Source organism: Streptomyces sp. JJ38 (assembly GCF_019303475.1).
In the GTDB taxonomy this organism is placed as follows: Bacteria; Actinomycetota; Actinomycetes; order Streptomycetales; family Streptomycetaceae; genus Streptomyces.
The window spans coordinates 71,182-95,134 of record NZ_JABLSI010000006.1 but is presented as its reverse complement, the minus strand read 5'-3'; the positions used below and the strand labels follow the sequence as shown (position 1 = coordinate 95,134).

Sequence of the window (23,953 nt, the reverse complement as noted above, 5' to 3'; positions counted from 1 at the left end):
CTGCGCGACGGCGGGGGCCGGCCGGCTCGCCCCGGGGCAGAGGGCCGTTCTCCGCGTCAGCTCTCCAGGAACGCGGCGAGCGTGGCCGCCAGCAGGTGCGGGTCCTCAGCACCGGCCAGCTCGCGGGCCGAGTGCATGGACAGCATGGCGACGCCGATGTCCACGGTGGCGATGCCGTGCCGGGCCGCGGTGATCGGCCCGATGGTGGTGCCGCAGGGCACCGCGTTGTTGGACACGAACGTCTGCCACGGCACCCCGGCCCGCTCGCAGGCGGCGGTGAAGACGGCCCGTCCGCCCGCGTCGGTCGCGTAGCGCTGGTTGACGTTGACCTTGAGGATCGGCCCGCCGTTCGGCTTGGGGTGGTGCGTCGGGTCGTGCCGCTCGGAGTAGTTCGGGTGCACCGCGTGGCCGGTGTCGGAGGACAGGCAGACGGTGCCCGCGTAGGCGCGCGCCCGGTCCTCGTAGCCGCCGCCGCGGGCGAAGACGGAACGTTCCAGTACGTTGCCGAGCAGCGGGCCCTCGGCGCCGGTGTCCGACTGGCTGCCGTTCTCCTCGTGGTCGAAGGCCGCGAGCACCGGGATGTACGGCGGCGAGCTCTCCGCGGCGGCGGTCAGGGCCGCCGCGCCGGCGTGCACCGACAGGAGGTTGTCCATCCGGGGGGCGGCGATCAGCTCCCGGTCGCGCCCGAGGTAGGCGGGGGCCTCGACGCTGTGCAGCATCAGGTCCCAGCCGGTGATGTCCGAGCGGTCCAGCCCCGTCTCCTCGGCGAGGAACTCGAGGAGGTCGCCCTCCTGGGCCTCGCCCAGGCCCCACACGGGCGTCATGTGGCGCTGCCGGTCGAGCTTGAGCCCGTCGTTGACGCCGCGGTCGAGGTGGATGGCGAGCTGCGGGACGCGCAGGAGGGGCCGGTCGACGTTGACGAGCCGGCTGCCGCCGTCCCGCAGGGCGAGCCGTCCGGCCAGGCCGAGGTCCCGGTCGAGCCAGGTGTTGAGCAGTGTGCCGCCGTAGATCTCGACGGCGAGCTGCCGCCAGCCGTGGGCCCCGGTGTCCGGCTGGGGCTTGACGCGGAGGTTGGGCGAGTCGGTGTGGGCGCCGACAATCCGGAAGGGGGTGGCCGGTGTCGCGCCCTCCGGCACGTACCAGGCGATCAGGGCGCCGCCGCGCACGACGTACCGCCCGCCCGTCGCGCCGTCCCAGGCGTCCCTCTCGGACACGGCGCGGAAGCCCGCCTTCTCCAGGCGCTCAGCCGCGTTCGCCACCGCGTGGTAGGGGGTGGGCGAGGCGGCCAGGAAGGACAGGAGGTCGTCGGTGTGGCGACGGTCGAACCGGCCGTGGTGCTGCTGCATGCGGTCCAGCATACGGATGCGTTTCTCCCCGCCCGCTCGGCCGTGGGTCGAACGCACAGGTCGCGCGGCGTCGGACGAGGGGCGGGGAGGGGCGGCCCCGGGCCTGTGCGCCGTACGAAGGCGGCGGTCCCACACCCCCCGACCGGGTGTGGGACCGCCGCCGTCCAGGTCGCGCGTCGGCCCGGGGCGTCAGCGCGGCGCGTCAGTTCACCGACGCGGTGCTCAGAAAGCGTCCTCGTCCAGCTCCATGATGGACAGGTCGACGGCCTCGGCCATCTCGCGCTCGACGCCCACGCCCGGCAGGACGTTCGCGGCGAAGAACTTCGCCGCGGCGATCTTGCCCGTGTAGAAGGCCTTGTCCTTCGCCGGAGCGTCCGCCAGCTTCGCGGCGGCCACGGCGGCACCGCGCAGCAGCAGGTAGCCGACGACCACGTCGCCGGAGGCCATCAGGAAGCGGGTGGTGTTCAGGCCCACCTTGTAGAGCGACTTGACGTCCTTCTCGGTGGCCGCCAGGTCGGTCAGCAGGGTGCCGACCATGGCCTCCAGGTCCGCGGCCGCCTTCGCCAGGTGCTCGCGCGCCCCCGCCAGCTCCTCGCCGCCCGAGGCCTCGGCCAGGAACTTCTTGATCTCCTCGGAGAGCGCGGTCAGGGCCTGGCCCTGGTCGCGGACGATCTTGCGGAAGAAGAAGTCCTGACCCTGGATCGCCGTCGTGCCCTCGTAGAGGGTGTCGATCTTGGCGTCCCGGATGTACTGCTCGATCGGGTACTCCTGCAGGTACCCGGAGCCGCCGAAGGTCTGGAGCGACTGCGCGAGCTGCTCGTAGGACTTCTCCGAGCCGTAGCCCTTGACGATCGGCAGCAGCAGGTCGTTCAGGCGGTGCTCGGCGGAGGCGTCCTCGCCGGCGGCCTCCTTGATCAGGATCTCGTCCTGCACGGAGGCGGTGTAGAGCACCAGGGCGCGCATGCCCTCGGCGTACGCCTTCTGCGTCATCAGCGAACGGCGCACGTCCGGGTGGTGCGTGATGGTGACGCGCGGGGCCGTCTTGTCCGTGAACTGGGTCAGGTCGGCGCCCTGGACGCGCTCCTTGGCGTACTCCAGCGCGTTGAGGTAGCCGGTGGAGAGGGTGGCGATGGCCTTCGTGCCGACCATCATCCGCGCGAACTCGATGATCTTGAACATCTGGCGGATGCCGTCGTGCTTCTCGCCCAGCAGCCAGCCCTTGGCCGGGTGCTTGTCGCCGAAGGTCATCTCGCAGGTGTTGGAGGCCTTGAGGCCCATCTTGTGCTCGACGTTCGTGGCGTAGACGCCGTTGCGCTCGCCCAGCTCGCCGGTCTCCCAGTCGAACTCGTACTTCGGCACGACGAACAGGGACAGGCCCTTGGTGCCCGGGCCGGCGCCCTCGGGGCGGGCGAGCACGTAGTGGATGATGTTCTCGGACATGTCGTGCTCACCGGAGGTGATGAAGCGCTTCACGCCCTCGATGTGCCAGCTGCCGTCCTCCTGGCGGATGGCCTTCGTGCGGCCCGCGCCGACGTCCGAACCGGCGTCCGGCTCGGTGAGCACCATGGTGGAGCCCCACTGGCGGTCGACCGCGACCTGCGCGATCTTGGCCTGCTCCTCGGTGCCCTCCTCGAAGAGGATGCCCGCGAAGGCCGGGCCGGAGGAGTACATCCACACGGCCGGGTTGGCACCGAGGATCGTCTCGGCGAAGCCCCACAGGAGCGAGCGCGGGGCCGTGGTGCCGCCGATCTCCTCCGGGATGCCCAGCCGCCACCACTCGGCGTCCATGTACGCCTGGTAGCTCTTCTTGAAGGAGGCCGGGACGGGGGCGGTGTTCGTCTCGGGGTCGAAGACCGGCGGGTTGCGGTCGGCGTCCTCGAAGGAGGCGGCCAGCTCGTTCTCCGACAGGCGCGCGATCTCGGAGAGCACGCTCTTGGCGGTCTCCACGTCCATCTCGGCGAACGGCCCGTTGCCGTACACGGACTCGCGGCCGAGGACCTCGAACAGGTTGAACTCGATGTCGCGCAGATTCGACTTGTAGTGGCCCATGGGCGCAGGCTCCGTAGGGACGGGGAGGGCAGAGTCCTCCGGATGCGTACCAGTTAGTAGCCCCATCATGCTACCGGCGGGTAATAAGAAGCAACCCCAACCCGCTCAGATGTGACTCGATACGCTTCTACCCATGTACGGCTACGAGCAGAACGCGTACGGCGCGCCGCCTCCGCCGCCGGGGTACGGGGCGCCGCCCCACGGGGTGCCCCACCAGTACGGTGGGTCGCCCCCGCACACTGCTCCGCCTCCCGGCGGCCAGCCCCCGCCCGGTGCGCAGGCGCCGCCCCCGCCGCAGCACTACCCGGAGCCCTCCCCGCCCTCCCTGGCCGACGCCGTCCGCGGCTTCGCCACCGGAGCCCTCTCGCCGGAGGAGTTCCAGGGCATCTTCCACGGCGCCCGCGTCTACTGCCCGCGCGGCGAGACCCCGGGCTTCCTGGCGCTGCACAACACCCAGCAGCCCGTGATCCCCATGTTCACCTCGCTGAAGGAGTTGCGCTCGTACGCCGGCAAGGAGTCCCGCTACTTCGTGATCACCGGCGCCGAGGTGCTGGACCTCCTGCCGACCGGCTACGGATTCGTCCTCGACATGGAGGGTGACCACCGGGTCGTCTTCGACGCCAAGGCGGTCGAGGAGATGGTGGATTTCGCCATGCAGCGTATGTACTACTAGGTGCGGGTTGAGGTGGTACGGCGTCGGTGGTGCGGGTTGAGGTGGTGCGGCGTCGGTGGTGGCGGCCGGTGGGCTTCCTCGGGGGGTTCCCTTCCGTCGCCGTGGGTGGCGGTGCCTGTTCGTCTCCGGCTCCGTCTCGCTTCCGGCGGGCGCGCCCTGCCCTGTGCCGTTGAGCGGGTGCGGCGTCGGCGGTGGCGGTCGTCGTCTCCGCTCCAGGGCGGCTCTCTCCCGTCCCCGGGGGTGTCGCTCGTGAGTCTCCGTGTCCCCCGCCTCTCGTCGCCGGACGGCCTGCTGCGGTAGCGGGGGCGCCGGGGGCGTCTCGTTCTGCCAAGGCGGGGGGCGGACCGGTGGGGCGGCGTGGCGGGCGCCCGGGGGTCCGCGCCGGTCTGACGGCGCCCGTCGTCGCCCGGGCCGCCAGGGTCTCTGGGTGCCCCTGCCGTGGCCCCACGGCCGTGGGCGCCCCTGTGATCAGCCCTTGACTGCCGTGTCGGCTCGCGTCGGCTCCCTCGTCCGTCTCCTGCCCCTTCGGGCGGGGCCGGGTGCCCTTCCGCGCCTCCTGTGCCGTGCTCGTGCCGTGGCCCGGAATAGCTGACTCTTGGTTGACGTTCAATGTTCAACTACATTGGAGGCATCGACCGAGGAGGTCAGCCATGCCCGCGATCACCGCCGAGAACCCGCTCACCCTGCCGCGCGTCGCCGCGTCCCCGGACCGGGCCGCGGCCCGACCCGTGCTCGCCGTCACCACGGCACCCAGCGGCCTCGAAGGCGAGGGCTTCCCCGTGCGCCGCGCCTTCGCCGGGATCAAGTACGACTACCTCGACCCGTTCATCATGATGGACCAGATGGGAGAGGTGGACTACGAGGCGGGAGAGCCGAAGGGAACCCCCTGGCACCCCCACCGTGGCTTCGAGACCGTCACCTACATCATCGACGGCACCTTCGTGCATCAGGACTCGCACGGTGGCGGCGGGGTCATCACCGACGGCGACACCCAGTGGATGACCGCGGGGAGCGGGCTGCTTCACATCGAGTCTCCGCCCGAGGAGCTGGTGATGTCCGGTGGCCTCTTCCACGGCCTCCAGCTCTGGGTCAACCTGCCCGCCCGGGACAAGATGATCGTGCCCAAGTACCAGGACATCCGCGGCGGCACGGTGAAGCTGCTCGCCTCGCAGGACGGCGGCGCGCTGCTGCGGCTGATCGCGGGCGACCTCGGCGGCCATGCCGGGCCCGGGGCCACCCACACCCCCATCACGATGATCCACGCCTCGGTGAGCCCGGGGGCGGAGGTCACCCTGCCCTGGCGGGCGGACTTCAACGCCCTCGCCTACGGCCTCGCGGGCAGCGGCTCGGCGGGCGCGGAGCGCCGTCCGTTCCGGATGGGCCAGTCGGTCGTCTTCGGCGACGGAGCGTCGCTGACGATCCGCGCCGACGCGGCGCAGGACTCGCGGAGCGCGAACTTCGAGGTGGTCCTGCTGGGCGGGCTGCCGATCCGCGAGCCGATGGCGCACTACGGTCCCTTCGTCATGAACAGCCACGCCGAACTGGCCCAGGCCTTCGACGACTTCCAGGCGGGGCGGCTGGGCACGATCCCGGCCGACGCCGCCTGACGGCGGCCGGCGCCGTCTCCGCCCACGCGAGTGGCGGACGGGGCTCCGTCCGTGCGGGCCGCGACGTGGGCTATCCCGCCGTGGTCACGGGGGCGCGTACGCCGTGCATCACGTCGGGCCCGACGTCGACGCCCTCCAGCGCGGGCAGGAGCGCGTTCCGCCGCTCCGCCCTCACCTGGTCCAGCCACGCGGCGGACTCGGCGATGACGACGTACCACCGGACGAGGCGGGTTCCGTCCTCGACGACGGCCGGTGCGGCGCTCTCGGCCGCGTACGGACTCCGATGGGTGAAGCGGGGCCTGAGCGGCTCTTCGGCGTTCCGCCACCGGCCCAGGGGCTCACGGGCCGGGATGTGCGGCTCCCCGTGGGCCCGGCGTCGGCGGCCGGACGCGGGGAGGACGCGAGAGAGGAGGGCGCGGAGGCACGCCGCGAAGGCACGCTCGACAAGGTGGCGCACGTCGCCGGTCCTTCCACGGGGTTGCTGGTGGCCAAACCCCGGGGGTGTTCCAGCGCCCGCCGGGGTTCCCCGTCTGGTCGTGCCACGTCGAAGCCGTACGACGTCGCGCCCGTAGCCGTCCACGAAACGCGTCATCTCAGACTCCGGGGACAAGCCGATACGGGAGGCTCACCAAGAGCCGGAACGCGAGGTGTTGGGGCTCGTGCTCGTGGTGTGTCTCCACCCAGGAGGCAGCGGCCTTCTGAGCTTCGAGCGCCGCTTTCCCCTGTGCTTCCGGCGTGCGCTCCCGCGCCGCTTCGGCCGTGGGGCCGAACTGTCCGCACGCGACGCACAGCATCGTGGCCGTGATGGTTTCGGCGTCCGGCTCCTCGCCCGCGTGGACATGGAAGTCCCGGAACGCGGAGCTGTCGGGGGTCACTTCTTCCTCAGCCTTTCCAGGTGCTCCGTGATCTCTTCCGCCAGCTTCCTGAGCCGGTCGGCGAGTTCGTCCCCGGCCGACCGGCCGTTCTGTCGCTCGCCGAGCTGCTCCTGGGGCTTCCTCGGCGGTTGCGGGGACTCGGCGGTCACCGTTCCACCCCGGTGGCCTCGCCGGTCTGGAGGGCGGCGGCAAGCGCACGCGCCGACTCCGCGTCTCTGATCCACCCGGCCGCCGTCCGCCGCCTGCCTGCCGTCGTCATGTCCGCTTCTCCGTTGGTTCGACTGACATCCCTGTACAGGTTCAATTACCCTGTGTACTCGAAGCGTTGCGCTCCACGGCGCCGATGAGTAGGCGTTTATGTCCCCCGTGGTCTTCTGGGAGATCGGAGAAGGACCATGCCCGCCCGTCCGCGTGAACTGACACCCGACCGGAGCGCCCGGCACTTGTTCGGCGCGAAGATGCGCGCCCTACGGGAGCGCGCGGGTATGAGTCTTGAGGCCCTGTCAGAGGTGGTGAACATCAGCCGTAGCCACCTGTCCCGCATCGAGACGGCGGAATCGATGCCGCCACCCGACCTACCGGCCCGGCTGGACGTCGCCTTCGGTACCGACGGCATCTTCGAGGAGCTGTACCGGCTGGCCAGCAAGGAGATCCATCCCGATCAGTTCCAGCGCAGGATGGAAATCGAGGCTCGAGCGCGGCTCATCGCGGAGTACGCCGGTCAAATCGTCCCGGGGCTTGTCCAGACGAAGGACTACGCGCGAGCGCAGTTCGTGGAGTCCAATCCGAAGGCGGCCCCCGACGAGATCGAAGAGCTGTTCACGGCCCGTATGAGTCGGCAAGCTCTGCTGCTCGCGGACCCTCCGCCGGACCTGTCTCTGATTCTGGATGAAGCCGTGCTGCGACGCGCCTACGGTGGTTCTGCCGTGATGCACGAGCAGTTGGCGAAGCTCGAAGCTCTGACGCTCACACCGAACAGCGTCGTCCAGGTTCTCCCGTTCGCACACGGGGGACATGCCCTCTTGGGTGGCACGCTCACACTGATGACCTTGGACGGTGGCGCTCAGGTGGCCTACGAAGAGGCCATCACGACCGGCACCCTCATCGAGGACGTGGGAACGGTTACGGAGCGCCAGCGGGCATACGATCTGCTCAGGGCGTGCGCCCTGTCGCCGAAGGACTCGGCGGCGTTCATTCGGGCCGTGATGGAGGAACTCTTGACATGAGTACCAACCCCGATCTTTCCCAGGCAGAATGGGTCAAGTCGAGCTACAGCGGCAACGGGGGCGGCAGCTGCGTTGAGTGGGCACCGGCCTACGTCAGCGCGGGCGTTGTCCCGGTGCGCGACAGCAAGGTGCCGAGCGGCCCGGCGCTCGTCTTCGAGGCGGATGGCTGGGGCGACTTCGTGGGGGCCGTCAAGCGGGGAGAGTTGGGCGCGTAGCGGCTGCCGTTTCCGCTGTTCCAGGCGGCAGGAGGCCCCGCGACTCCAGTGGGAGTGGCGGGGCCGACCGTGTGCCGGGGCGGCTTGGGTTCAGGGCTGCTGGCGGGCGTCGATCTCGGCGACGAGGCCCTCGACGCGGGCCTTGATCGCGTCGCGGATGGGGCGCACCGCCTCGACCCCCTGGCCGGCCGGGTCGTCCAGCGCCCAGTCGAGGTACCGCTTGCCGGGGAAGACCGGGCAGGCGTCGCCGCAGCCCATGGTGATGACGTAGTCGGAGGCCTGGACGGCCTCGGTGGTCAGCACCTTCGGCCGGGCGCCGGCGATGTCGATGCCGATCTCCTTCATGGCCTCGACGGCGGCCGGGTTGACCTCGTCGGCGGGGAGGGAGCCCGCCGAGCGCACCTCGACGCGGTCGCCCGCGAGGTGCGCGAGGAATCCGGCGGCCATCTGGGAGCGCCCGGCGTTGTGGACGCAGACGAAGAGGACGGACGCGACGGGGGTGGAGGGCATCTGTTCCGTTCTTTCCTCGGGCGGGTGCCTCGGGCGGATGGGCGGCCGACAGGTCAGCGCGGGCTGGTGTCAGCTTCGGGTGATGTGACAGTATCAGCGCATGCTGACATCAGTCGAGGCTGAGGTGCTGCGGGCGCTGGCCGACCCGCTCCGGCTCCGGATCGTCCAGCTGCTCGCGCGGGAGACGCTGTGCACCACGCACCTGGTCGAGGAGACGGGCGCCCGGCAGACCAACCTCTCCAACCACCTGCGGGTGCTGCGGGAGGCCGGGGTCGTGGAGACCGAGCCCTGCGGGCGCTTCACCTACTACCGGCTCAAGCCCGAGGTGCTGGAGGCGCTCGCGGGCCGCTTCGCCGAACTGGCCGACACGGCCCGGGTCGCCGACGCCGCGGGCCGCAAGCGCGCCTGCCCCTGACCGTCCGACCCGCGCAGCGCCCGACCGCCCGACCGAGGAGTTCCGTTGAGTACCGTCGAGTCCACGTCCGTCGACCCCATGAGAGCGGTGGTCCCGGAGGCCGGGCCGCCCCCGGCGCCCCTGCTGCCCCGGCTGGCGGCGGAGTTCGTGGGGACGGCCGGCCTGGTGGCCGTCGTCGTCGGCTCCGGGATCCAGGCGACGCTGCTGACGGACGACGTCGCGCTCCAGTTGTTGGCGAACTCCCTGGCCACGGTCTTCGGGCTCGGGGTGCTGATCGCCCTGTTCGGGCCGGTCTCCGGGGCGCACTTCAACCCGGCCGTCACGCTGGCCGAGTGGTGGAGCGCCCGGCGCGGCGGCGAGGGCGTCGGGGCCCGGGACGCCGCCGCCTACGTGCCCGCACAGATCGCGGGCGGGATAGCGGGGTCGGTGCTGGCCAACGCGATGTTCGACGGGGCGCTGGTGGAGTGGTCCGGCAAGGACCGTTCCGCCGGGAATCTGCTGCTCGCCGAGGGCGTGGCCACGGCCGGGCTGGTCCTGCTCATCTTCGGTCTGGCCCGCACCGGCCGCCTGCGCTTCGCTCCCGTCGCCGTGGCCTCCTACATCGGCGCGGCGTACTGGTTCACCGCGTCCACCTCGTTCGCCAACCCGGCGGTGACGGTCGGCCGTGCCTTCTCCGACACCTTCGCGGGCATCGCCCCGGCCTCGGTGCCCGGCTTCGTCCTCGCCCAGCTCGTCGGTGCGGCCGTCGGCCTCGCGCTCGTCACCGTCATCTTCCAGCGCGCCCGCGCGGCGGCCGACACGGTCTGACCGTCTCCGCTCAGGTGGTGCGCGGGAGCCGTTCACGGTGCCGGGCCGCCCGGTGGGAATCCCGTCCGACGCCCCGCAGGGCGTTGGAGGACGGGCCGCGCTGCCACTCACGATCCCGCGGCCCGCTCGGACGCCTCCGGCACGACCGGCTTGCGCCCCCGCGCCCGCGAGGCGTGCGCCGCGGCCAGCCCGGCCTGCCCGCCGCCGGACATCGCGACCTCGACGTTCTCCGCACTTCCCTCTGATTCGATGAATGTCTATGTTGACGTTCATCGAATCAGTTGTCATGCTGGACCCGCAAGTCATCGACATATGTCGAAACAAAGGGGAACCCACGTGAACACCACCGCCGCCGAGCAGCCTTCCGTCGTCGTGATCGGAGCCGGTCCCGTCGGCCTCGCCGCCGCCGTCCACCTCCTCGAACGCGGCCTGCGGCCGCTGGTCCTGGAGGCCGGGCCCGCCGCCGGGGCGTCGGTGCGCGAGTGGTCCCACGTGCGCCTGTTCTCGTCCTGGGCCGAGCTCGTCGACCCGGCCGCGGAGAAGCTGCTGGCCCCCACCGGCTGGGCGCGCCCCGACGGCGCGGCCTACCCCAGCGGCGGTGACTGGGCCGAGCTGTACCTCCAGCCCCTCGCCGACGCCCTCGGCGAGCACGTCCGCTACGGCGCCACCGTGACCGGCGTCGCCCGCGCCGGGCGGGACCGCGTCGTCGACGCCGGCCGTGAGGGGCAGCCTTTCACCGTCCACGTCCGCACCGCGGACGGGCGCGAGGAGCGGCTCACCGCCCGCGCCGTCCTCGACGCCTCCGGCACGTGGACGACTCCGGGCCCGTTGGGCGGCGACGGGCTGCCCGCCCTCGGCGAGCGCGGCGCCGCTGACCGGATCTCCTACCGTGTCCCCGACCTCCGGGACCCGGCCGTCCGAGCCCGATACGCCGGGAAGCGCACCGCCGTCGTCGGCTCGGGCGCCTCCGCCTTCACCGCTCTCGCCGCCCTCGCGGACCTGGCCGAGGGGGAACCGGGCACGCACGCGTCGTGGATCCTGCGGCGCGGCATCTCGGGCTCCACCTTCGGCGGCGGTGAGGCGGACCAGCTCCCCGAGCGCGGCGCCCTGGGCCTGCGGGCCAAGGCCGCCGTCGAGCGGGGCCACGCCGCGGCGGTCACCGGCTTCCGCACCGAGGCCGTGGAGCGCACGCCCGACGGACGCCTCGTGCTCGTCGGCGAGGACGGCCGCCGACTGGACCCCGTGGACGAGGCCATCGTGCTCACCGGCTTCCGCCCCGAGCTGTCCTTCCTCTCCGAGATCCGCCTCGGCCTGGACGAGCGACTCCAGGCCCCGGCGCGGCTGGCACCGCTGATCGACCCGAACGTCCACTCCTGCGGCACCGTCTACCCGCACGGCGTCCGCGAACTCTCCCACCCCGAGCGGGACTTCCACCTCGTCGGCATGAAGTCCTACGGCCGCGCACCCACGTTCCTCGCCATGACCGGCTACGAGCAGGTCCGCTCCGTCGCCGCCGCCCTCGCCGGAGACCACGAGGCCGCCGAGCGGGTGGAGCTGACGCTCCCGGAGACGGGCGTCTGCGGTGGCGCCGGACTCTTCGACGAACCCGAGGCCGCACAGACCACCGAAGCCGGCGGCTGCTGCGCTGCCCCCGCCACGGTCCAGCTCGGCGCCCCGGCCGCCCCGGGAGGCTGCTGACGGCTCCGCTGGTGTCGGCCTTGGCGGACGACCTTCTCATGACCCGCTACCGCCTGCCGTTCGGCCCTGGTGGCTTTGCCGAGTGGGACGACAGAGAGGGCCTCTTCTGAGACGGCGGCCCGGCCAGCTCCCCGCCCGCGGCGCCCCGGGGCTGCGCGCCAGGCCGCCGTCGCGTGCAGAGCGCCGAGAGCGACGGCTGCTGCGCCGCCCCGCCCCCGCAGTTCGGCGCCCCCGCCGCGCCCGGACGACGACCGGGGGCGGGTGCCCGGACCCCGCGCTTCCGCGGTCTCACTCACTCCTCTCGCTCTTGGGCGTGCGTCGCCGAGCTTGCCCTGTCACCGCTTTCGGGCCCGGACGCCCCCGAAGCGTGACCGTCGGACTTTCGCCGACCGTGTCGCCCCCGGCGATGCGTCCCCGCGTGCGGTCCATCTCCCGCCACTCCCGCCGCAGCCCGGCCAGGCCCGTGGCCAGGATGTACGCGGCCCCGCCCGCGAGCAGCACCGGCACCAGCCCGAGAGACGCCACCGCCCCTCCGGCTACCAGTCCGCCGAGCGGGATGCCTGCCCAGGCCAGCGCATCGCCGAGCCCGCCCACCCGTCCCAGCATCCGGCGCGGCACCCGCTCGATCAGGACGGCGCTCAGTACCGGGTTGACGAAGCCCGCACCGAACCCGCTGACGGCGAAGACTGCCAGAACCACTCCCAGTGGGGCATCGGCGGAGAGGGCGAGGAACCTCGGGGTCCCGGACAGCAGGAACCCGGTGAAGAACACCACCCGGCGCGGCAGCCGGTGCGCGACGATGGCGGCGACAAGGCTTCCCGCCACCGCCGTGGCCCCCGTCACGGCGCCCATGAGGCCGATCGCGGCGGGCCCGCCACCGGACCGCTCGGCCCACACGGGGATGAGCACCATGGTGAGTCCGGCGTTCAGCATGTTGGTGAACCCGATCAGGACGATGACGGTGAGCATCAACGGCTGGCTCCGCAGGAAGGCGAAGCCCTCGCCGAATCGGCGCCAGTAGCCCGGCCCTGGCTCCGCGTTCGTCCCGGCCGATGCCGGAACGTCCTTCGTCGCATGTCCCACCCCGCGCGGCAGGGCCAATGCGACGATCACCGAACCGAGGGCGAAGCAGGCGGCATTGACGGCGAGGGCTGTCAGGGGGCCGAACAACGCCACGATCGAGCCACCGGCCGCGGGGCCGACGGTGGCGGCGAGCCGCTCGCTCATGCCGGACAGACCGGTGGCCCGCTCCAGCCGCACCCTGCCGCGCTCGGCGGCTTCCGGGACCATGACCTCCTTGGCCAGGTCTCCCGGCCCGCGGGCCGAACCGATCACCGCGACCAGCCCCGACAGGAGCGGAAAGGAGAGCAGGCCCAAGGCGTGGAGAAGCGGAACGGCGGCGACGGCGGTCGCGCTCGCCAGGTCCGTCGTCCAGGAGATGGTCCGGGGGCCGAGCCGGTCCACGAACGGGCCGGCAAACGCCTTGACCACGACGTAGGGCGCCATCTCGAAGAAGACGATCAGCCCGGTCAGGGTGGCGCTGCCGGTCGTGACGAGGACGAACCAGGGCAGCGCCACGGCCGAAACCCGTGTGCCCGTCACGGACACGGCCACGGCCGCCAGCACACCGGCCAGCGGCCGTAAGGACCGCCGGGCGGTTCCTCCATTGTCGCCCGAGTGATGCTCGGTCACGGTGCCTCACGTCCTGTCAGTGGCTCGTGGAAGGCGTCCAGCTCGGGCAGGAGATGCGTGATGACCCCGACCCGCTCGGCCCCGTCGGGGGCGCTCGCCGCGGCCTCGGGTGTGTCTCTCCGGTAGCGGGCGATGACGTCCCGCAGCTCCTGACGCAGGGCGACGGCCTCGTCGGGAGTCAGCCGCAGCGGCCAGTCGCTCAGGTCGACGGCGTCGCGCCACGCCCGGGGCATCGTCTGCAGTTCGTTCAGCGCCTGCTGGACACGGCGGCTGTAGGTGGCGGCGACGGAGTGCAGGAAGGCCAGCATGGCCTCGGGTTCCCGGTCGACGAGGCCCCGGTCGCTCAGTTCCGTCATCTCGTGTACCGAACGCCACCACCGTTCCCGGGCGTTGCCGCGTTCAACGTCCTCCTCCACGAACCCGGCCGCGCCGAGCTGGCGCAGGTGATAGCTGGCTGTCCCGGAGTTGACGCCGAGCCGTTCCGCGAGGCGGGTGGCCGTCGACGGGCCATGCTTCCGCAGCAGGCCGACCAGCTGCACGCGCACCGGATGCGCCAGGGCTCGCAGCCCCTTGGCATCCAGAACGATTGACTCGGCCTCTGTATCAGGGGTGTTGGGCTCCTCAAGTGCGTCAGTCATAGCGCGCACCTTAGATTGCAAAGAATTCTTCGCAAAGATCTGTTCGCGAAGAAATCTTTGTGGTCTACGCGCCGTCGTGCCCGGAGGCGAGGCGGGTGCGGGTTTCCATCAGGGCGATGCCGAGGAGGTTGTGGCCGCGCCACCGGGCGGGGTCGGTGGCGCGCTCGTCGGAGGCGGCGAGCCCGATGCCCCAGGCCCGGTCGCGCGGGCTGGCCTCGACCAGGACGCGGTTGGCGGTACCCAGGAGGTAGGCGCGCAGCGCGGGGTCTTGGGCGAACTTGGCGAGGTTGCCCTCGACGACCAGCTCGAAGCGGGCGGCCGCCCAGCGGGTCTCGTCGAAGCCCTGGACGCGGCGTCCGAGGTTCTTGGCCTCGGCCGGGGTGCGCGCGGCGAGGATCGCGGCGAGCGATGCCCCGTCACTGAAGAGGCGGGCCTTGCCCGCCATCATCCAGTGCTCGCTGGTGGCGTACTCCACGCCGTCCACGGTGAAGGGGGAGGGCCACCAGGTTCTAGCCGGGGAGTATCGGGCTTTGGCCCGGTAGGGGATGGCTTCTCTGGCTGCTGTGACCCGCGCTGTGGGCACGGGGCCGTGCTGTTGGCCTTGGCCGGATACAGCGGGCGGTGCTGGTGCTCGATGCCCTGGCGGACGGTCGTCAACGGAGCGCCCCTGGGCCGGACCCGGCGAAGTAGGAGCCGGATCAGAGCTTGTTGGTTTGCCAATAGTGCTGCACGAGGTCGGGGAAATCCTGGCGGAGTCGGCGGGAGGAGACGCCTTTGAGGCTGTTGACCAGCTTCGAGATGGCGGCCTTGGGCGGGAAGTTGGCCAGCAGATGGACATGACTGGGCTCGCCGTTGAACTCGGTCAGCTCGGTCTCGAAGTCGGCGCATACGGCCCGCGTGATCTCCTCGCACCGGGTCAGGTGCTGGTCGTTGAAGACGTCGTGCCGGTACTTCGTCAGGAAAACCAAGTGAGCGTGCATGAGGAAAACACAGTGCCCACCAGTACGAATATCCTTCTTATTAAGGCATATCCCAACTGTAGTACGATGACGGCTGTGCGGCTTCGGTACCAGTACCGCGTCTACCCGACGCCCGGTCAGCGCATCTACGCGGCGCGGGTGTTCGGGTGCAGGCGTGTGATCTGGAACGACGCCTTGGCCCGGATCAAGCCGGTCAAGGCATCCAACAAGCTGCTCGGCAACCCGAACAACCGGCTCGCCCACGGCCCGTACCAGTCGGTGCCGAAGAACCCTGACCTGGCCAAGACGCTGATCACCGAGGCGAAGAAGACTCCCGAGCGGGCATTCCTCATCGATGCGCCGGTCGGCGTACTCCAGCAGACCCTCCGGGATCTGGACGCGGCCTGGAAGGCGCACGAGGACTCCAAGACCGGCAAGCGGAAAGGACCGAAGGTCGCCCCGCCGGGATTCAAGTCACGCAAGGACCATCGGCAGGCTGCCCGGTTCACCCGCTCCGACCGCTGGTCGATCACCGAGACCGGCAAACTGAGATTGCTGAAAATCGGCGACCTCAAGGTGAAGTGGACCCGTAACCTGCCGTCCGACCCCAGCTCGGTGACGCTGGTCAAGGACCGCTCCGGCCGGTACTGGGCGAGCTTCGTCGTGGAAAGCAACCCCGCCGCCGACATCCTTGCGCCCATCGACGGCGATCAGGGCATCGACCTGGGCCTGACCCGGTTCGCCGTGCTCGCGGACGGGACGCACATCGCCTCGCCGAAGTACCTGCGCCGGGCGGAGAAGAAGCTGAAGAAGCGGCAGCGTGAGCTGTCGCGGAAGAAGAAGGGGTCGAACAACCGGGACAAGGCCCGGACCGAGGTCGCCCGCGCACACGCCGCCGTGGCCGATGCGCGCCGCAACTTCCACCACCAGTGGGCTCACAAGCTGACGAGCGAAAACCAAGCCGTCTTCACCGAGACCCTGAACGTGCGTGGACTGGCGCGTACCCGGCTGGCCAAGGGTGTGCACGACGCGGGCTGGGCACAGTTCGTGATGTTCTGCGAGTACAAGGCGATCCGGCGTGGACGCTCCTTCGCCAAAGTCGCCCGCAACTTCCCCAGCTCCCAGACATGTTCCGCCTGCGGGCACTACGACGGACCCAAACCGCTCAACGTCCGGCAGTGGACGTGCCCGAACTGCGCCACCCGGCACGACCGCGACTGGAACGCCGCACGCAACGTCAAGCACGAAGGCCGCCGCATTCTCGCGGCGGCAGCACCACCCACCCCAGGACCTGGGGCCCGGCGCCGGTAACGGCGGCGGTAAACGCCTGCGGAGCGCACGTAAGACCAGGCAACAGCCCGGCAGCGCGCACAACCCCCACCCACGCGGGGAGGAAACAGGAACCCACCCGGAGCCGGTGGTCCCCGACCTACAAGGACCACCCACAGACGGAGAATCCTCGCCCTCTAGGGCGATCGGAGGGGGTCAACACTGGCTGAGGGAACCCGGGCCGACGGAGCCGTCCCGTTGGGGCCGGTGTCCCCAGAACATCAGCCACTTCGGCCGGGCTCCGGCGGCCATGAGTGCCGCGAGCTCCTCGCGGGTGCGGGCCTGGGCGGGGTCGTTCGTGTCGGTGCTCGGCATGGTCAGGGATCCTCGCAGCCGTCGCCGACGACTGCGACGGGGTTTTCCGGACGGGGCCGAGGAGCGCCCTCCAGCCGCTCAGCCCCAGTCCATGGGCGGGGAGTCCTCGCCGACCTCGAACCAGATGGCCTTGCCCTCGCCCCTCGGGTCCACGCCCCAGTTCCCGGCGAGCAGGTCCATGAGGATCAGGCCGCGGCCGGAGGAGGCCAGCTCGCCGGGGTGGCGCCGGTGGGGGAGCTCGTCGCTCTGGTCGGCGACCTCGACGCGCAGGCGCCTGAAGCCCTGTTCGCCGGTCACCTCGGCGAGCATGAGGGCGTCGCCGTCGGTGTGGACGAGGACGTTGGTGAGCATCTCGGAGAGCATCAGGACGGCGCCGTCCACCTGGTCGGGGGCCGTCCAGTCGTAGAGCAGGTCGCGGAGCTGGCCGCGGGCGTCGGCGATGCGGGAGGCTTCCGTCTGGGCGACGCTCAGCACGGTGCGGCGCCCGGCGCCGGGGACGTGCCCGGCGACCGGGTCGCGGCTGAGCAGGAGCAGGGCGATGTCGTCGTCGCGGCGGTCGGCCAGCGGGCCGGTGAAGTGGTGGGACGGCGGGCCGTGGACGGTCTGCACAAGGGCGTCGGCCAGTTCCTCCAGGTCCGCGTCGGGGTGCTCGGCGAAGACGGAGCGGATGCGGGCCCAGCCGGTGTCGACGTCGTGCCCGCCGGTCTCGATGAGGCCGTCGGTGCACATGAGCAGCGTCTCGCCGGAGCCGAGCACGAGGCGGGTGGTGGGGTAGTCGGGGTCCGGGTCGACGCCCAGCGGCAGGCCGCCCGCCGTCGGCCGGACCATGAGGGTGCCGTCGGGGAGCCGGATCGCGGGGTCGGGATGTCCGGCGCGGACGATGTCCAGGGTGCCGGCGACGGGGTCGGCCTCGACGTAGAGGCAGGTGGCGAACCGGGGGTCGTCGGCGTCCTCGAGGTCCGGGGACGCCTCGGCGTCGTCGAGGGGGTCGCGGGTCATGCCGGCCATGAAGCGGGAGGCCCGGGAGAGCACGGCCTCCGGGCTGTGGCCCTCGGAGGCGTAGGCGCGCAGGGCGACGCGGAGCTGGGCCATGAGCCCGGCGGCGCGGACGTCGTGCCCCTGGACGTCGCCGATGACCAGCGCCGTCCGCCCGGAGTGCAGGGGGATGACGTCGTACCAGTCGCCGCCGATCTGGAGGCCGCCGCCGGTGGGGATGTAGCGGGTGGCGACGGTCATGCCCTTGACCTGCGGGGCGTGGGCGGGGCGCATGGTGCGCTGGAGCCCGGCGGACAGCTCCTGCTCGGACTCGTGGACGTGGGCCCGGGACAGGGCCTGGGCCAGCATCCGCGCGACGGTCGTCAGCACGGACCGCTCGTCGGGGGTGAAGGCGACCGGGGAGGAGAACGCCGCCATCCAGGCCCCGATGGTGCGGCCGCCCGCGATGAGCGGCAGGAAGGCCCAGGAGTGCCCGTCGAAGCGCGCGGCCAGCGGCCAGGTGACGGGGAAGCGCCGCTGGTACTCGGCGCGGTCGGCGAGGTAGATGGCGCGGCCGGTCCGGACGACCTCGGTGGCCGGGTAGGGCGTGCTCATCGGCAGGTCGGTGAAGGGGGCCTCGGCGAAGGAGCCGTTTCCGTGGTGCCCGATGACCGTCAGCCGGTCGCCCTGGACGGTGAAGACGGCCAGGCCGTCCGGGGAGAAGCCGGGCATGGAGAGCGTGGCGGCCACCCGCAGCACCTCGGCCGTGGAGCGGGCCTCGGCCAGCGCCCGTCCGGCGTCCAGCAGGAACGCCTCGCGGGCCCGCTGCCAGTCGCCGGTGACGGTGGCCGGGCCGGGGGCGGTCTCGGGGGCCTCGACGAGCGTGCCCAGCAGGAGTGAGCCGGGAGGGACGGGGGAGGCGGCCGCGTCGGCTGCGGTCGACGCGGCATCGGTGCCGTCGACGGCGGTGCCGATGCCGCCGAGCACCTCGGCGGCGGCCCGGGCGGCCGGATGGCCGGCGGGCGTGCCCGCGTCCAGGTAGCGCAGGCGGGCCCGGACCGTCCGCCGCACACGGCCGTCCTCCCCGACGACGCGGAGCCGGCCCTCGGCGATGCCGCCCTCGGCGGCGGCCAGGGTGATGATGCCGCTGAGCTCGATGAAGTCCGCCACGTGCAGCCGTGCCCGGACGACGGAGGTGGGCACCGTGGACGACTCCCGCGGCAGGCCCAGCAGCCCGGCGGCCCGCGTGTCCAGGGTCACCAGCCCGGCCTTGCGGTCCCAGCGCCACACGCCGGTGCCGGTCGCGTCGAGCACCTCGTCCACGCTCGGCCCGGCGGAGCCCTGGTCGATGCGCATGTGCCCCACTGTAGGAAGAGGCGACGCTCGGCGCCCGGCGGCTTCCGCCGCCCGGTGGCCCCGCCGGAGGGCGGGTTCGGCGTCCGCTCGTGGCCTGCGCGGGGCGGGCTGCCGTCCGCTCGTGCGGGCCCGGGGCGGGCTGCGGTCCGCCCGTGCGGGCTTGGGGCGATCCGGCGGCGGAGGGCGGCTGGACGTGGGCGGTACCCTGAAGGGCGCCGGGAGGCCCGCACCGCAGCGGCCCGCCCCGAACCCGTACGAACCCGGCTCTGACGACTTGGATGAATGATGCATCGGTACCGGTCCCACCACTGCGGCGAGCTCCGATCGCAGGACGTCGGCAAGGACGTCCGGCTGAGCGGCTGGCTGCACAATCGTCGTGACCTGGGCGGCATCCTCTTCATCGATCTGCGCGACCACTACGGGCTGGTGCAGCTCGTCGCCCGTCCGGGCACGCCGGCGAACGAGGCGCTGAGCCACCTCACCAAGGAGACCGTCGTCCGCATCGACGGCACGGTGGCCTCGCGCGGCGCGGACAACGTGAACCCGGAGCTGCCGACGGGCGAGATCGAGGTCGAGGTCTCCGACGTCGAGGTCCTCGGCGCGGCCGAGCAGATCCCGTTCACGATCAACACCGAGGACGGCGTCAACGAGGAGCGGCGGTTGGAGTACCGCTTCCTCGACCTGCGGCGCGAGCGCATGCACCGCAACATCCTGCTGCGCACCGCCGTGATCTCCGCCATCCGGCAGAAGATGACGGCGCTCGGCTTCAACGAGATGGCCACGCCCATCCTGTCGGCCACCTCGCCGGAGGGCGCGCGGGACTTCCTCGTCCCCTCCCGCCTGCACGCGGGCAAGTTCTACGCCCTCCCGCAGGCGCCGCAGCAGTTCAAGCAGCTCCTGATGATCGCCGGCTTCGACCGGTACTTCCAGATCGCGCCGTGCTTCCGGGACGAGGACGCCCGCGCGGACCGCTCGCCGGGCGAGTTCTACCAGCTCGACATGGAGATGAGCTTCGTCGAGCAGGAGGACGTCTTCCAGGTCATCGAGAAGGTGATGACCGAGCTGTTCGAGGAGTTCGGCAACGGTCGGCACGTGACGTCGCCGTTCCCGCGCGTCCCGTTCCGCGAGGCCATGCTCAAGTACGGCTCGGACAAGCCGGACCTGCGCGCCAAGCTGGAGCTCGTCGACGTCACCGACGTCTTCGCCGGCTCGGAGTTCAAGGCCTTCGCCGGAAAGCACGTGCGGGCCCTGGCCGTGCCGGACACCGCGGACCAGCCGCGGAAGTTCTTCGACCAGATGGGTGAGTTCGCCGTCGAGCAGGGCGCCAAGGGCCTCGCCTGGGTGCGCGTCGGCGAGGACTCGGCGCTGACGGGCCCGATCGCGAAGTTCCTCACCGAGGAGAACGTGAAGGCGCTGCTCGACACGCTCGGCGCCAAGCCGGGCACGGCGATCTTCTTCGGCGCCGGCGAGTTCGACGAGGTCTCCCGGATCATGGGCGCCGTGCGCGTCGAGGCCGCCCGCCGGGCCGGCCACTTCGAGGAGGACGTGTTCCGGTTCTGCTGGATCGTCGACTTCCCGATGTTCGAGCGGAACGAGGACACCGGCCAGATCGAGTTCTCGCACAACCCGTTCTCCATGCCCCAGGGCGGCCTGGAGGCGCTGCGCACCAAGGACCCGCTGGACATCCTGGCCTGGCAGTACGACATCGTCTGCAACGGCGTCGAGCTGTCCTCCGGCGCGATCCGGAACCACGAGCCGGAGATCATGTACGAGGCCTTCGAGATCGCGGGCTACTCCAAGGAGGACGTCGAGCGCGAGTTCGGCGGCATGCTGCGCGCCTTCACCTTCGGCGCCCCGCCGCACGGTGGCATCGCCCCCGGCATCGACCGCATCGTCATGCTGCTCGCGGACGAGCCGAACATCCGCGAGACCATCGCCTTCCCGCTCAACGGCAACGCCCAGGACCTGCTGATGGGCGCGCCCAGCGAGGTGGACGAGGCGCGGCTGAGGGAGCTGCACCTCTCGCTGCGCAAGCCGCCGCAGAAGTAGGGACGCAAGCCCCGCGGGGGCCGGGTCGAGCGCACCGCCCTCGACCCGGCCCCCGCGGGCGTTGTCACACTTCGCGCCGCCGCGTCGTCCCCTGGGGTGAGTACCGCGGGTCACCGCGGGTCCACCGCGGACGGACCGCGGCGGGACACCGGACGAAAGGGGAGAGCGGCGTGGCGGAGCTGGCCGTCTTCGAGCAGGAGCGCTCGCGGCTGTGGGGCGTGGCGTACCGGATCACGGGATCGGTCGCCGACGCCGACGACGTGGTGCAGGAGGCGTGGCTGCGCTGGCAGGCCGTACCGGACGGCACCGCGGAGCACCCGCGCTCGTATCTGACGACGGTGGTCAGCCGGATCTGCTACGACCACCTCGGCTCCGCCCACGCCCGGCGCGAGACCTACGTCGGGCCGTGGCTGCCGGAGCCCGTCGTCACCGAGCCGGGCGCGGACGACCGCGTGACCCTCGACGAGTCCGTCGGCATGGCCCTGCTCACCGTGCTGGAGCGGCTCAGCGCGGCCGAGCGCACCGCGTTCGTCCTGCACGACGTGTTCGCCGTCCCGTTCCCCGAGATCGCCGAGGCCGTCGGCCGCACCCCCGAGGCGGTGCGGCAGCTCGCCTCCCGGGCGCGGCGGCGGGTGCGGGCGGAGGCACCCGGGCGCCCCGTGGACCGGGCGGAGCACCGCAGGGCCGTGGAGGCCTTCCACGCGGCCGTCGCCGGTGCGGACTTCGACGCCCTGCTGCACGTTCTCGACCCGGACGTGGTGTGGACGTCGGACGGCGGCGGCAAGGTGCTCGCCGCCCGGCTGCCCATCGTCGGCCGGGAGAAGGCGGCGACGTTCGCCCGGCGGATCTCCGAGCGGTACGACAGCGGCAGCCTCGCCCTCGTGCTGCGGGAGGTCAACGGCGCGCCCGGCGTCGTCGCCGTGGAGCAGGCGACCGGGGAGCCGCGCGCCGTCATGGCGTTCACCGTGCGCGACGGCCTCGTCACCGCGATCGACGCCGTCCTCAACCCGGAGAAGCTGGCCCACGTCCGCCTCGACATCGGCTGAGGCCCACCCGGCCCGCAGCCACCCCTGGGGCATGGCGGCGCGGCACCGGAACGCTCGGGGCGTCCACCGTGGTCGGTGGACGCCCCGAGCATCGGGTCCGTGGACGTCGGCCCGTGGCCGGTCTCTCCTCGGCTGGTCGACCCGTGGCCGGTCAGCCCTTGGCCGGGTCCTCCAGCCGGGGGAACAGCACGGCGCCCTTGGTGACGGTGGCTCCGGCGGGCAGCAGGCCCCAGCGTCCGGCGTCCTGGACGTGCTGCTCGGCCAGCGGGCCGAGGTGCGGCTCGGCGCCGAGGGAGTCCCACAGCTTCTGCGAGGTCTCCGGCATGACGGCGTTGAGCAGGACCGCCGTCGCCCGCAGGGACTCGGCCGCCGTGTAGAGGATCGTGGCCAGGCGGGCCCGGGCCTCCGGGGAGTCGTCCTTGGCGACCTTCCACGGCTCCTGCTCGGTCAGGTAGCCGTTGACCAGCTTGACGAAGTCGAAGATCGCCGCGATGCCCCCGGCGAAGTCCAGCTCCTCGCCGATGCGCCGGTCGGCCTCCTCCACCGCGCGGGCGAGGCCGTCCACGATCGGCTGCTCCGCCTCACCTCGCGCCGTCGCCTCCGGCAGCGTGCCGCCGAAGTACTTGCCGATCATGGCCGCCACGCGCGAGGCCAGGTTGCCGTAGTCGTTCGCCAGCTCCGAGGTGTAGCGGGCGGAGAAGTCCTCCCAGGAGAAGCTGCCGTCGTTGCCGAAGGCGATGGCCCGCAGGAAGTACCAGCGGTAGGCGTCCACCCCGAAGTGGTCGGTCAGCTGGTGCGGGGAGATGCCCGTGAGGTTGGACTTGCTCATCTTCTCGCCGCCCACCATCAGCCAGCCGTTGGCGGCGATCTTGTGGGGGAGCGGCAGCCCGTTGGCCATCAGCATCGCGGGCCAGATGACGGCGTGGAAGCGGAGGATGTCCTTGCCGACGAGGTGGACGTTCGCCGGGAAGGTGCTCTCGAACTTCTGCTGGTCGGAGCCGTAGCCGACGGCCGTCGCGTAGTTGAGGAGGGCGTCGATCCACACGTAGATGACGTGCTTCTCGTCCCACGGGACGCGCACGCCCCAGTCGAACGTCGAGCGGGAGATCGACAGGTCCTGCAGGCCCTGCCGGACGAACTGCACGACCTCGTTGCGGGCCGACTCGGGCTGGATGAAGCCCGGGTTCCGCTCGTAGTGCTCCAGCAGCTTCGGGCCGTACTCGGAGAGCTTGAAGAAGTAGTTCTCCTCCTGGAGCATCTCCACCGGCTTCTTGTGGATGGGGCACAGCTTCGCCCCGTCCTCACCCTCCAGCAGGTCGCCGGGAGCCTTGTACTCCTCGCACCCGACGCAGTACGGGCCCTCGTAGCCGCCGCGGTAGATCTCGCCCTTGTCGTACAGGTCCTGCACGAACTCCTGCACGCGGGCCGTGTGCCGCGGCTCGGTGGTGCGGATGAAGTCGTCGTTCGCGATGTCCAGGTGCCGCCAGAGGGGCTTCCACGCCTCCTCCACCAGCTTGTCGCACCACTCCTGAGGCGATACGCCGTTCGCCTCGGCGGTGCGCATGATCTTCTGACCGTGCTCGTCCGTGCCGGTGAGGTACCACACCTTCTCGCCCCGCTGGCGATGCCAGCGGGAGAGCACGTCGCCTGCGACGGTCGTATAGGCGTGGCCCAGGTGGGGAGCGTCGTTCACGTAGTAGATCGGGGTCGAGACGTAGTACGCCTTCCCCTGCGCTTCAGTTCCAGTGGCCGCCATGGGCGAAATCCTATCGGCCCGCGGGCCCCGCCCCGCGCCCCGTGCGCGGGGCCCGCGCGGCCCCCGCCGGGGTACCCCCGCGGCGGGAGTACCCCCGCCTCCCCGTCGAGGTGCCCCCGGCCCCGGGCTCCTGCGGTGCGCGCGCTTGGGAGGTCTGCGCCGGAGGCGCAGGGCTGGCAAGCGCAGCTCTCCGGGCGCCCGGGCGGCTCCGGGTGCTGCGCTCCGGCCCGGTGCCCCCGGGCCCGGGTCCGGGGTGGGCCTGCCACCCGTCGCGGGCTGCGGGTCCGCTGTGGCTGGTCGCGCGGTTCCCCGCGCCCCTTTCGGGGCGCGGCCTGGGCGGGCGGGTGCGCCCTGCGGGGCGCGGCCCGGTGTGGCCGGTTCTGGTTCACGGCAGGTTCACCGGGAGATCGCCCGTGG

At 71.9% G+C, this 23,953-nt stretch carries 22 protein-coding genes and 1 pseudogene; 10 read left to right on the top strand and 13 right to left on the bottom strand.

Annotated elements, in window-relative coordinates; translation table 11 throughout:
* Positions 1-56: 56 nt before the first annotated feature.
* Positions 57-1,346, bottom strand: coding sequence for a M18 family aminopeptidase (locus HPT28_RS04720; RefSeq protein ID WP_219089533.1), 1,290 nt, complete (start codon positions 1,344-1,346; stop codon positions 57-59).
* A 222-nt stretch (positions 1,347-1,568) separates the two neighbouring features.
* Positions 1,569-3,395 carry an acyl-CoA dehydrogenase gene (locus tag HPT28_RS04715; RefSeq protein WP_219089531.1) on the bottom strand — a complete coding sequence of 609 codons (1,827 nt, stop codon included), beginning with the start codon at positions 3,393-3,395 and terminating at the stop codon, positions 1,569-1,571.
* Between the two features lie 133 nt (positions 3,396-3,528).
* Between HPT28_RS04715 and HPT28_RS04710 the strand changes: the two genes are divergently transcribed.
* Together HPT28_RS04710 and HPT28_RS04705 are read left to right on the top strand one after the other, a co-directional pair.
* A complete protein-coding gene (locus HPT28_RS04710) occupies positions 3,529-4,068 on the top strand; it encodes an SseB family protein (protein ID WP_219089529.1) in 540 nt (179 codons plus the stop codon).
* A gap of 650 nt (positions 4,069-4,718) precedes the next feature.
* Positions 4,719-5,675, top strand: a complete 957-nt coding sequence (locus HPT28_RS04705) for a pirin family protein (protein ID WP_219089527.1) — start codon at positions 4,719-4,721, stop codon at positions 5,673-5,675.
* Positions 5,676-5,745: 70 nt separating this feature from the next.
* On the opposite strand, the gene HPT28_RS04700 is transcribed toward HPT28_RS04705, so the two are convergent.
* The 3 genes from HPT28_RS04700 to HPT28_RS04690 form a co-directional block, all read right to left on the bottom strand.
* Positions 5,746-6,132 carry a hypothetical protein gene (locus tag HPT28_RS04700; protein WP_219089525.1) on the bottom strand — a complete coding sequence of 129 codons (387 nt, stop codon included), beginning with the start codon at positions 6,130-6,132 and terminating at the stop codon, positions 5,746-5,748.
* A 136-nt stretch (positions 6,133-6,268) separates the two neighbouring features.
* On the bottom strand, positions 6,269-6,550 hold the full coding sequence (locus HPT28_RS04695; protein WP_219089523.1) for a hypothetical protein: 282 nt from the start codon (positions 6,548-6,550) through the stop codon (positions 6,269-6,271).
* Entirely contained in the window at positions 6,547-6,699 is a 153-nt protein-coding gene (locus HPT28_RS04690) for a hypothetical protein (RefSeq protein WP_219089522.1), read from the bottom strand. Before HPT28_RS04690 ends, HPT28_RS04695 begins: the two co-directional genes overlap by 4 nt.
* Positions 6,700-6,945: 246 nt before the next feature.
* Here HPT28_RS04690 and HPT28_RS04685 point away from each other — a divergent pair, with 246 nt between their 5' ends.
* Positions 6,946-7,776 carry a helix-turn-helix transcriptional regulator gene (locus tag HPT28_RS04685; protein WP_219089521.1) on the top strand — a complete coding sequence of 277 codons (831 nt, stop codon included), beginning with the start codon at positions 6,946-6,948 and terminating at the stop codon, positions 7,774-7,776.
* Positions 7,773-7,991, top strand: a complete 219-nt coding sequence (locus tag HPT28_RS04680; protein ID WP_219089519.1) for a DUF397 domain-containing protein — start codon at positions 7,773-7,775, stop codon at positions 7,989-7,991. Before HPT28_RS04685 ends, HPT28_RS04680 begins: the two co-directional genes overlap by 4 nt.
* A 90-nt stretch (positions 7,992-8,081) precedes the next feature.
* On the opposite strand, the gene HPT28_RS04675 is transcribed toward HPT28_RS04680, so the two are convergent.
* The gene (locus HPT28_RS04675) at positions 8,082-8,501 is read right to left on the bottom strand and encodes an arsenate reductase ArsC (RefSeq protein ID WP_219089517.1); all 420 of its coding nucleotides are present in this window, start codon (positions 8,499-8,501) and stop codon (positions 8,082-8,084) included.
* A 100-nt stretch (positions 8,502-8,601) separates the two neighbouring features.
* Here HPT28_RS04675 and HPT28_RS04670 point away from each other — a divergent pair, with 100 nt between their 5' ends.
* The 3 genes from HPT28_RS04670 (at position 8,602) to HPT28_RS04660 (ending at position 11,421) form a co-directional block, all read left to right on the top strand.
* A complete protein-coding gene (locus HPT28_RS04670) occupies positions 8,602-8,916 on the top strand; it encodes a helix-turn-helix transcriptional regulator (protein WP_219089515.1) in 315 nt (104 codons plus the stop codon).
* A gap of 78 nt (positions 8,917-8,994) precedes the next feature.
* The gene (locus HPT28_RS04665) at positions 8,995-9,723 is read left to right on the top strand and encodes an MIP/aquaporin family protein (protein WP_219089698.1); all 729 of its coding nucleotides are present in this window, start codon (positions 8,995-8,997) and stop codon (positions 9,721-9,723) included.
* Between the two features lie 312 nt (positions 9,724-10,035).
* A complete protein-coding gene (locus HPT28_RS04660) occupies positions 10,036-11,421 on the top strand; it encodes an FAD-dependent oxidoreductase (RefSeq protein WP_219089513.1) in 1,386 nt (461 codons plus the stop codon).
* A gap of 288 nt (positions 11,422-11,709) precedes the next feature.
* Here HPT28_RS04660 and HPT28_RS04655 read toward each other — a convergent pair whose 3' ends face one another.
* The 4 genes and pseudogenes from HPT28_RS04655 to tnpA all read right to left on the bottom strand — a co-directional run.
* The gene (locus HPT28_RS04655; RefSeq protein WP_219089511.1) at positions 11,710-13,113 is read right to left on the bottom strand and encodes an MFS transporter; all 1,404 of its coding nucleotides are present in this window, start codon (positions 13,111-13,113) and stop codon (positions 11,710-11,712) included.
* Positions 13,110-13,751, bottom strand: coding sequence for a transcriptional regulator (locus tag HPT28_RS04650; RefSeq protein ID WP_219089509.1), 642 nt, complete (start codon positions 13,749-13,751; stop codon positions 13,110-13,112). The genes HPT28_RS04655 and HPT28_RS04650 overlap by 4 nt, the downstream gene beginning before the upstream one ends.
* A gap of 64 nt (positions 13,752-13,815) precedes the next feature.
* Positions 13,816-14,334: an NADAR family protein gene (locus HPT28_RS04645; protein WP_219089507.1), complete on the bottom strand. Its 519-nt coding sequence runs from the start codon at positions 14,332-14,334 to the stop codon at positions 13,816-13,818.
* 32 nt (positions 14,335-14,366) lie between these two features.
* Positions 14,367-14,731: pseudogene (gene tnpA / locus HPT28_RS04640) on the bottom strand (IS200/IS605 family transposase); the annotation flags it as partial.
* Between the two features lie 66 nt (positions 14,732-14,797).
* On the opposite strand from tnpA, the gene HPT28_RS04635 reads away from it, so the two are divergent.
* Complete coding sequence (locus HPT28_RS04635) at positions 14,798-16,021, top strand: transposase (RefSeq protein WP_257578055.1); 1,224 nt, start codon at positions 14,798-14,800, stop codon at positions 16,019-16,021.
* 174 nt (positions 16,022-16,195) lie between these two features.
* On the opposite strand, the gene HPT28_RS26615 is transcribed toward HPT28_RS04635, so the two are convergent.
* Positions 16,196-16,354 (bottom strand): hypothetical protein, encoded by a 159-nt coding sequence (locus HPT28_RS26615; RefSeq protein WP_257578034.1) that lies wholly within the window; start codon positions 16,352-16,354, stop codon positions 16,196-16,198.
* A gap of 78 nt (positions 16,355-16,432) precedes the next feature.
* Entirely contained in the window at positions 16,433-18,685 is a 2,253-nt protein-coding gene (locus HPT28_RS04625) for a SpoIIE family protein phosphatase (RefSeq protein WP_219089505.1), read from the bottom strand.
* Positions 18,686-18,970: 285 nt separating this feature from the next.
* Here HPT28_RS04625 and aspS point away from each other — a divergent pair, with 285 nt between their 5' ends.
* A complete protein-coding gene (gene aspS, locus HPT28_RS04620) occupies positions 18,971-20,734 on the top strand; it encodes an aspartate--tRNA ligase (RefSeq protein WP_219089503.1) in 1,764 nt (587 codons plus the stop codon).
* Positions 20,735-20,904: 170 nt separating this feature from the next.
* Complete coding sequence (gene sigJ / locus HPT28_RS04615) at positions 20,905-21,780, top strand: RNA polymerase sigma factor SigJ (RefSeq protein ID WP_219089501.1); 876 nt, start codon at positions 20,905-20,907, stop codon at positions 21,778-21,780.
* Between the two features lie 151 nt (positions 21,781-21,931).
* Here the strand turns inward: sigJ and metG are convergent, their stop codons facing one another.
* Positions 21,932-23,536: a methionine--tRNA ligase gene (gene metG, locus HPT28_RS04610; protein WP_219089499.1), complete on the bottom strand. Its 1,605-nt coding sequence runs from the start codon at positions 23,534-23,536 to the stop codon at positions 21,932-21,934.
* Positions 23,537-23,953: the final 417 nt, after the last annotated feature.

What these genes read in the sequence shown, in the direction of transcription:
- HPT28_RS04720 (WP_219089533.1), bottom strand. Translation starts at nt 1,346, where the DNA reads ATGCAGCAGCACCACGGCCGGTTCGACCGTCGCCACACCGACGACCTC.
- HPT28_RS04715 (WP_219089531.1), bottom strand. Translation starts at nt 3,395, where the DNA reads ATGGGCCACTACAAGTCGAATCTGCGCGACATCGAGTTCAACCTGTTC.
- HPT28_RS04710 (WP_219089529.1), top strand. Translation starts at nt 3,529, where the DNA reads ATGTACGGCTACGAGCAGAACGCGTACGGCGCGCCGCCTCCGCCGCCG.
- HPT28_RS04705 (WP_219089527.1), top strand. Translation starts at nt 4,719, where the DNA reads ATGCCCGCGATCACCGCCGAGAACCCGCTCACCCTGCCGCGCGTCGCC.
- HPT28_RS04685 (WP_219089521.1), top strand. Translation starts at nt 6,946, where the DNA reads ATGCCCGCCCGTCCGCGTGAACTGACACCCGACCGGAGCGCCCGGCAC.
- HPT28_RS04680 (WP_219089519.1), top strand. Translation starts at nt 7,773, where the DNA reads ATGAGTACCAACCCCGATCTTTCCCAGGCAGAATGGGTCAAGTCGAGC.
- HPT28_RS04675 (WP_219089517.1), bottom strand. Translation starts at nt 8,501, where the DNA reads ATGCCCTCCACCCCCGTCGCGTCCGTCCTCTTCGTCTGCGTCCACAAC.
- HPT28_RS04670 (WP_219089515.1), top strand. Translation starts at nt 8,602, where the DNA reads ATGCTGACATCAGTCGAGGCTGAGGTGCTGCGGGCGCTGGCCGACCCG.
- HPT28_RS04665 (WP_219089698.1), top strand. Translation starts at nt 8,995, where the DNA reads ATGAGAGCGGTGGTCCCGGAGGCCGGGCCGCCCCCGGCGCCCCTGCTG.
- HPT28_RS04660 (WP_219089513.1), top strand. Translation starts at nt 10,036, where the DNA reads ATGTCGAAACAAAGGGGAACCCACGTGAACACCACCGCCGCCGAGCAG.
- HPT28_RS04650 (WP_219089509.1), bottom strand. Translation starts at nt 13,751, where the DNA reads ATGACTGACGCACTTGAGGAGCCCAACACCCCTGATACAGAGGCCGAG.
- HPT28_RS04635 (WP_257578055.1), top strand. Translation starts at nt 14,798, where the DNA reads ATGACGGCTGTGCGGCTTCGGTACCAGTACCGCGTCTACCCGACGCCC.
- HPT28_RS26615 (WP_257578034.1), bottom strand. Translation starts at nt 16,354, where the DNA reads ATGCCGAGCACCGACACGAACGACCCCGCCCAGGCCCGCACCCGCGAG.
- HPT28_RS04625 (WP_219089505.1), bottom strand. Translation starts at nt 18,685, where the DNA reads ATGCGCATCGACCAGGGCTCCGCCGGGCCGAGCGTGGACGAGGTGCTC.
- aspS (WP_219089503.1), top strand. Translation starts at nt 18,971, where the DNA reads ATGCATCGGTACCGGTCCCACCACTGCGGCGAGCTCCGATCGCAGGAC.
- metG (WP_219089499.1), bottom strand. Translation starts at nt 23,536, where the DNA reads ATGGCGGCCACTGGAACTGAAGCGCAGGGGAAGGCGTACTACGTCTCG.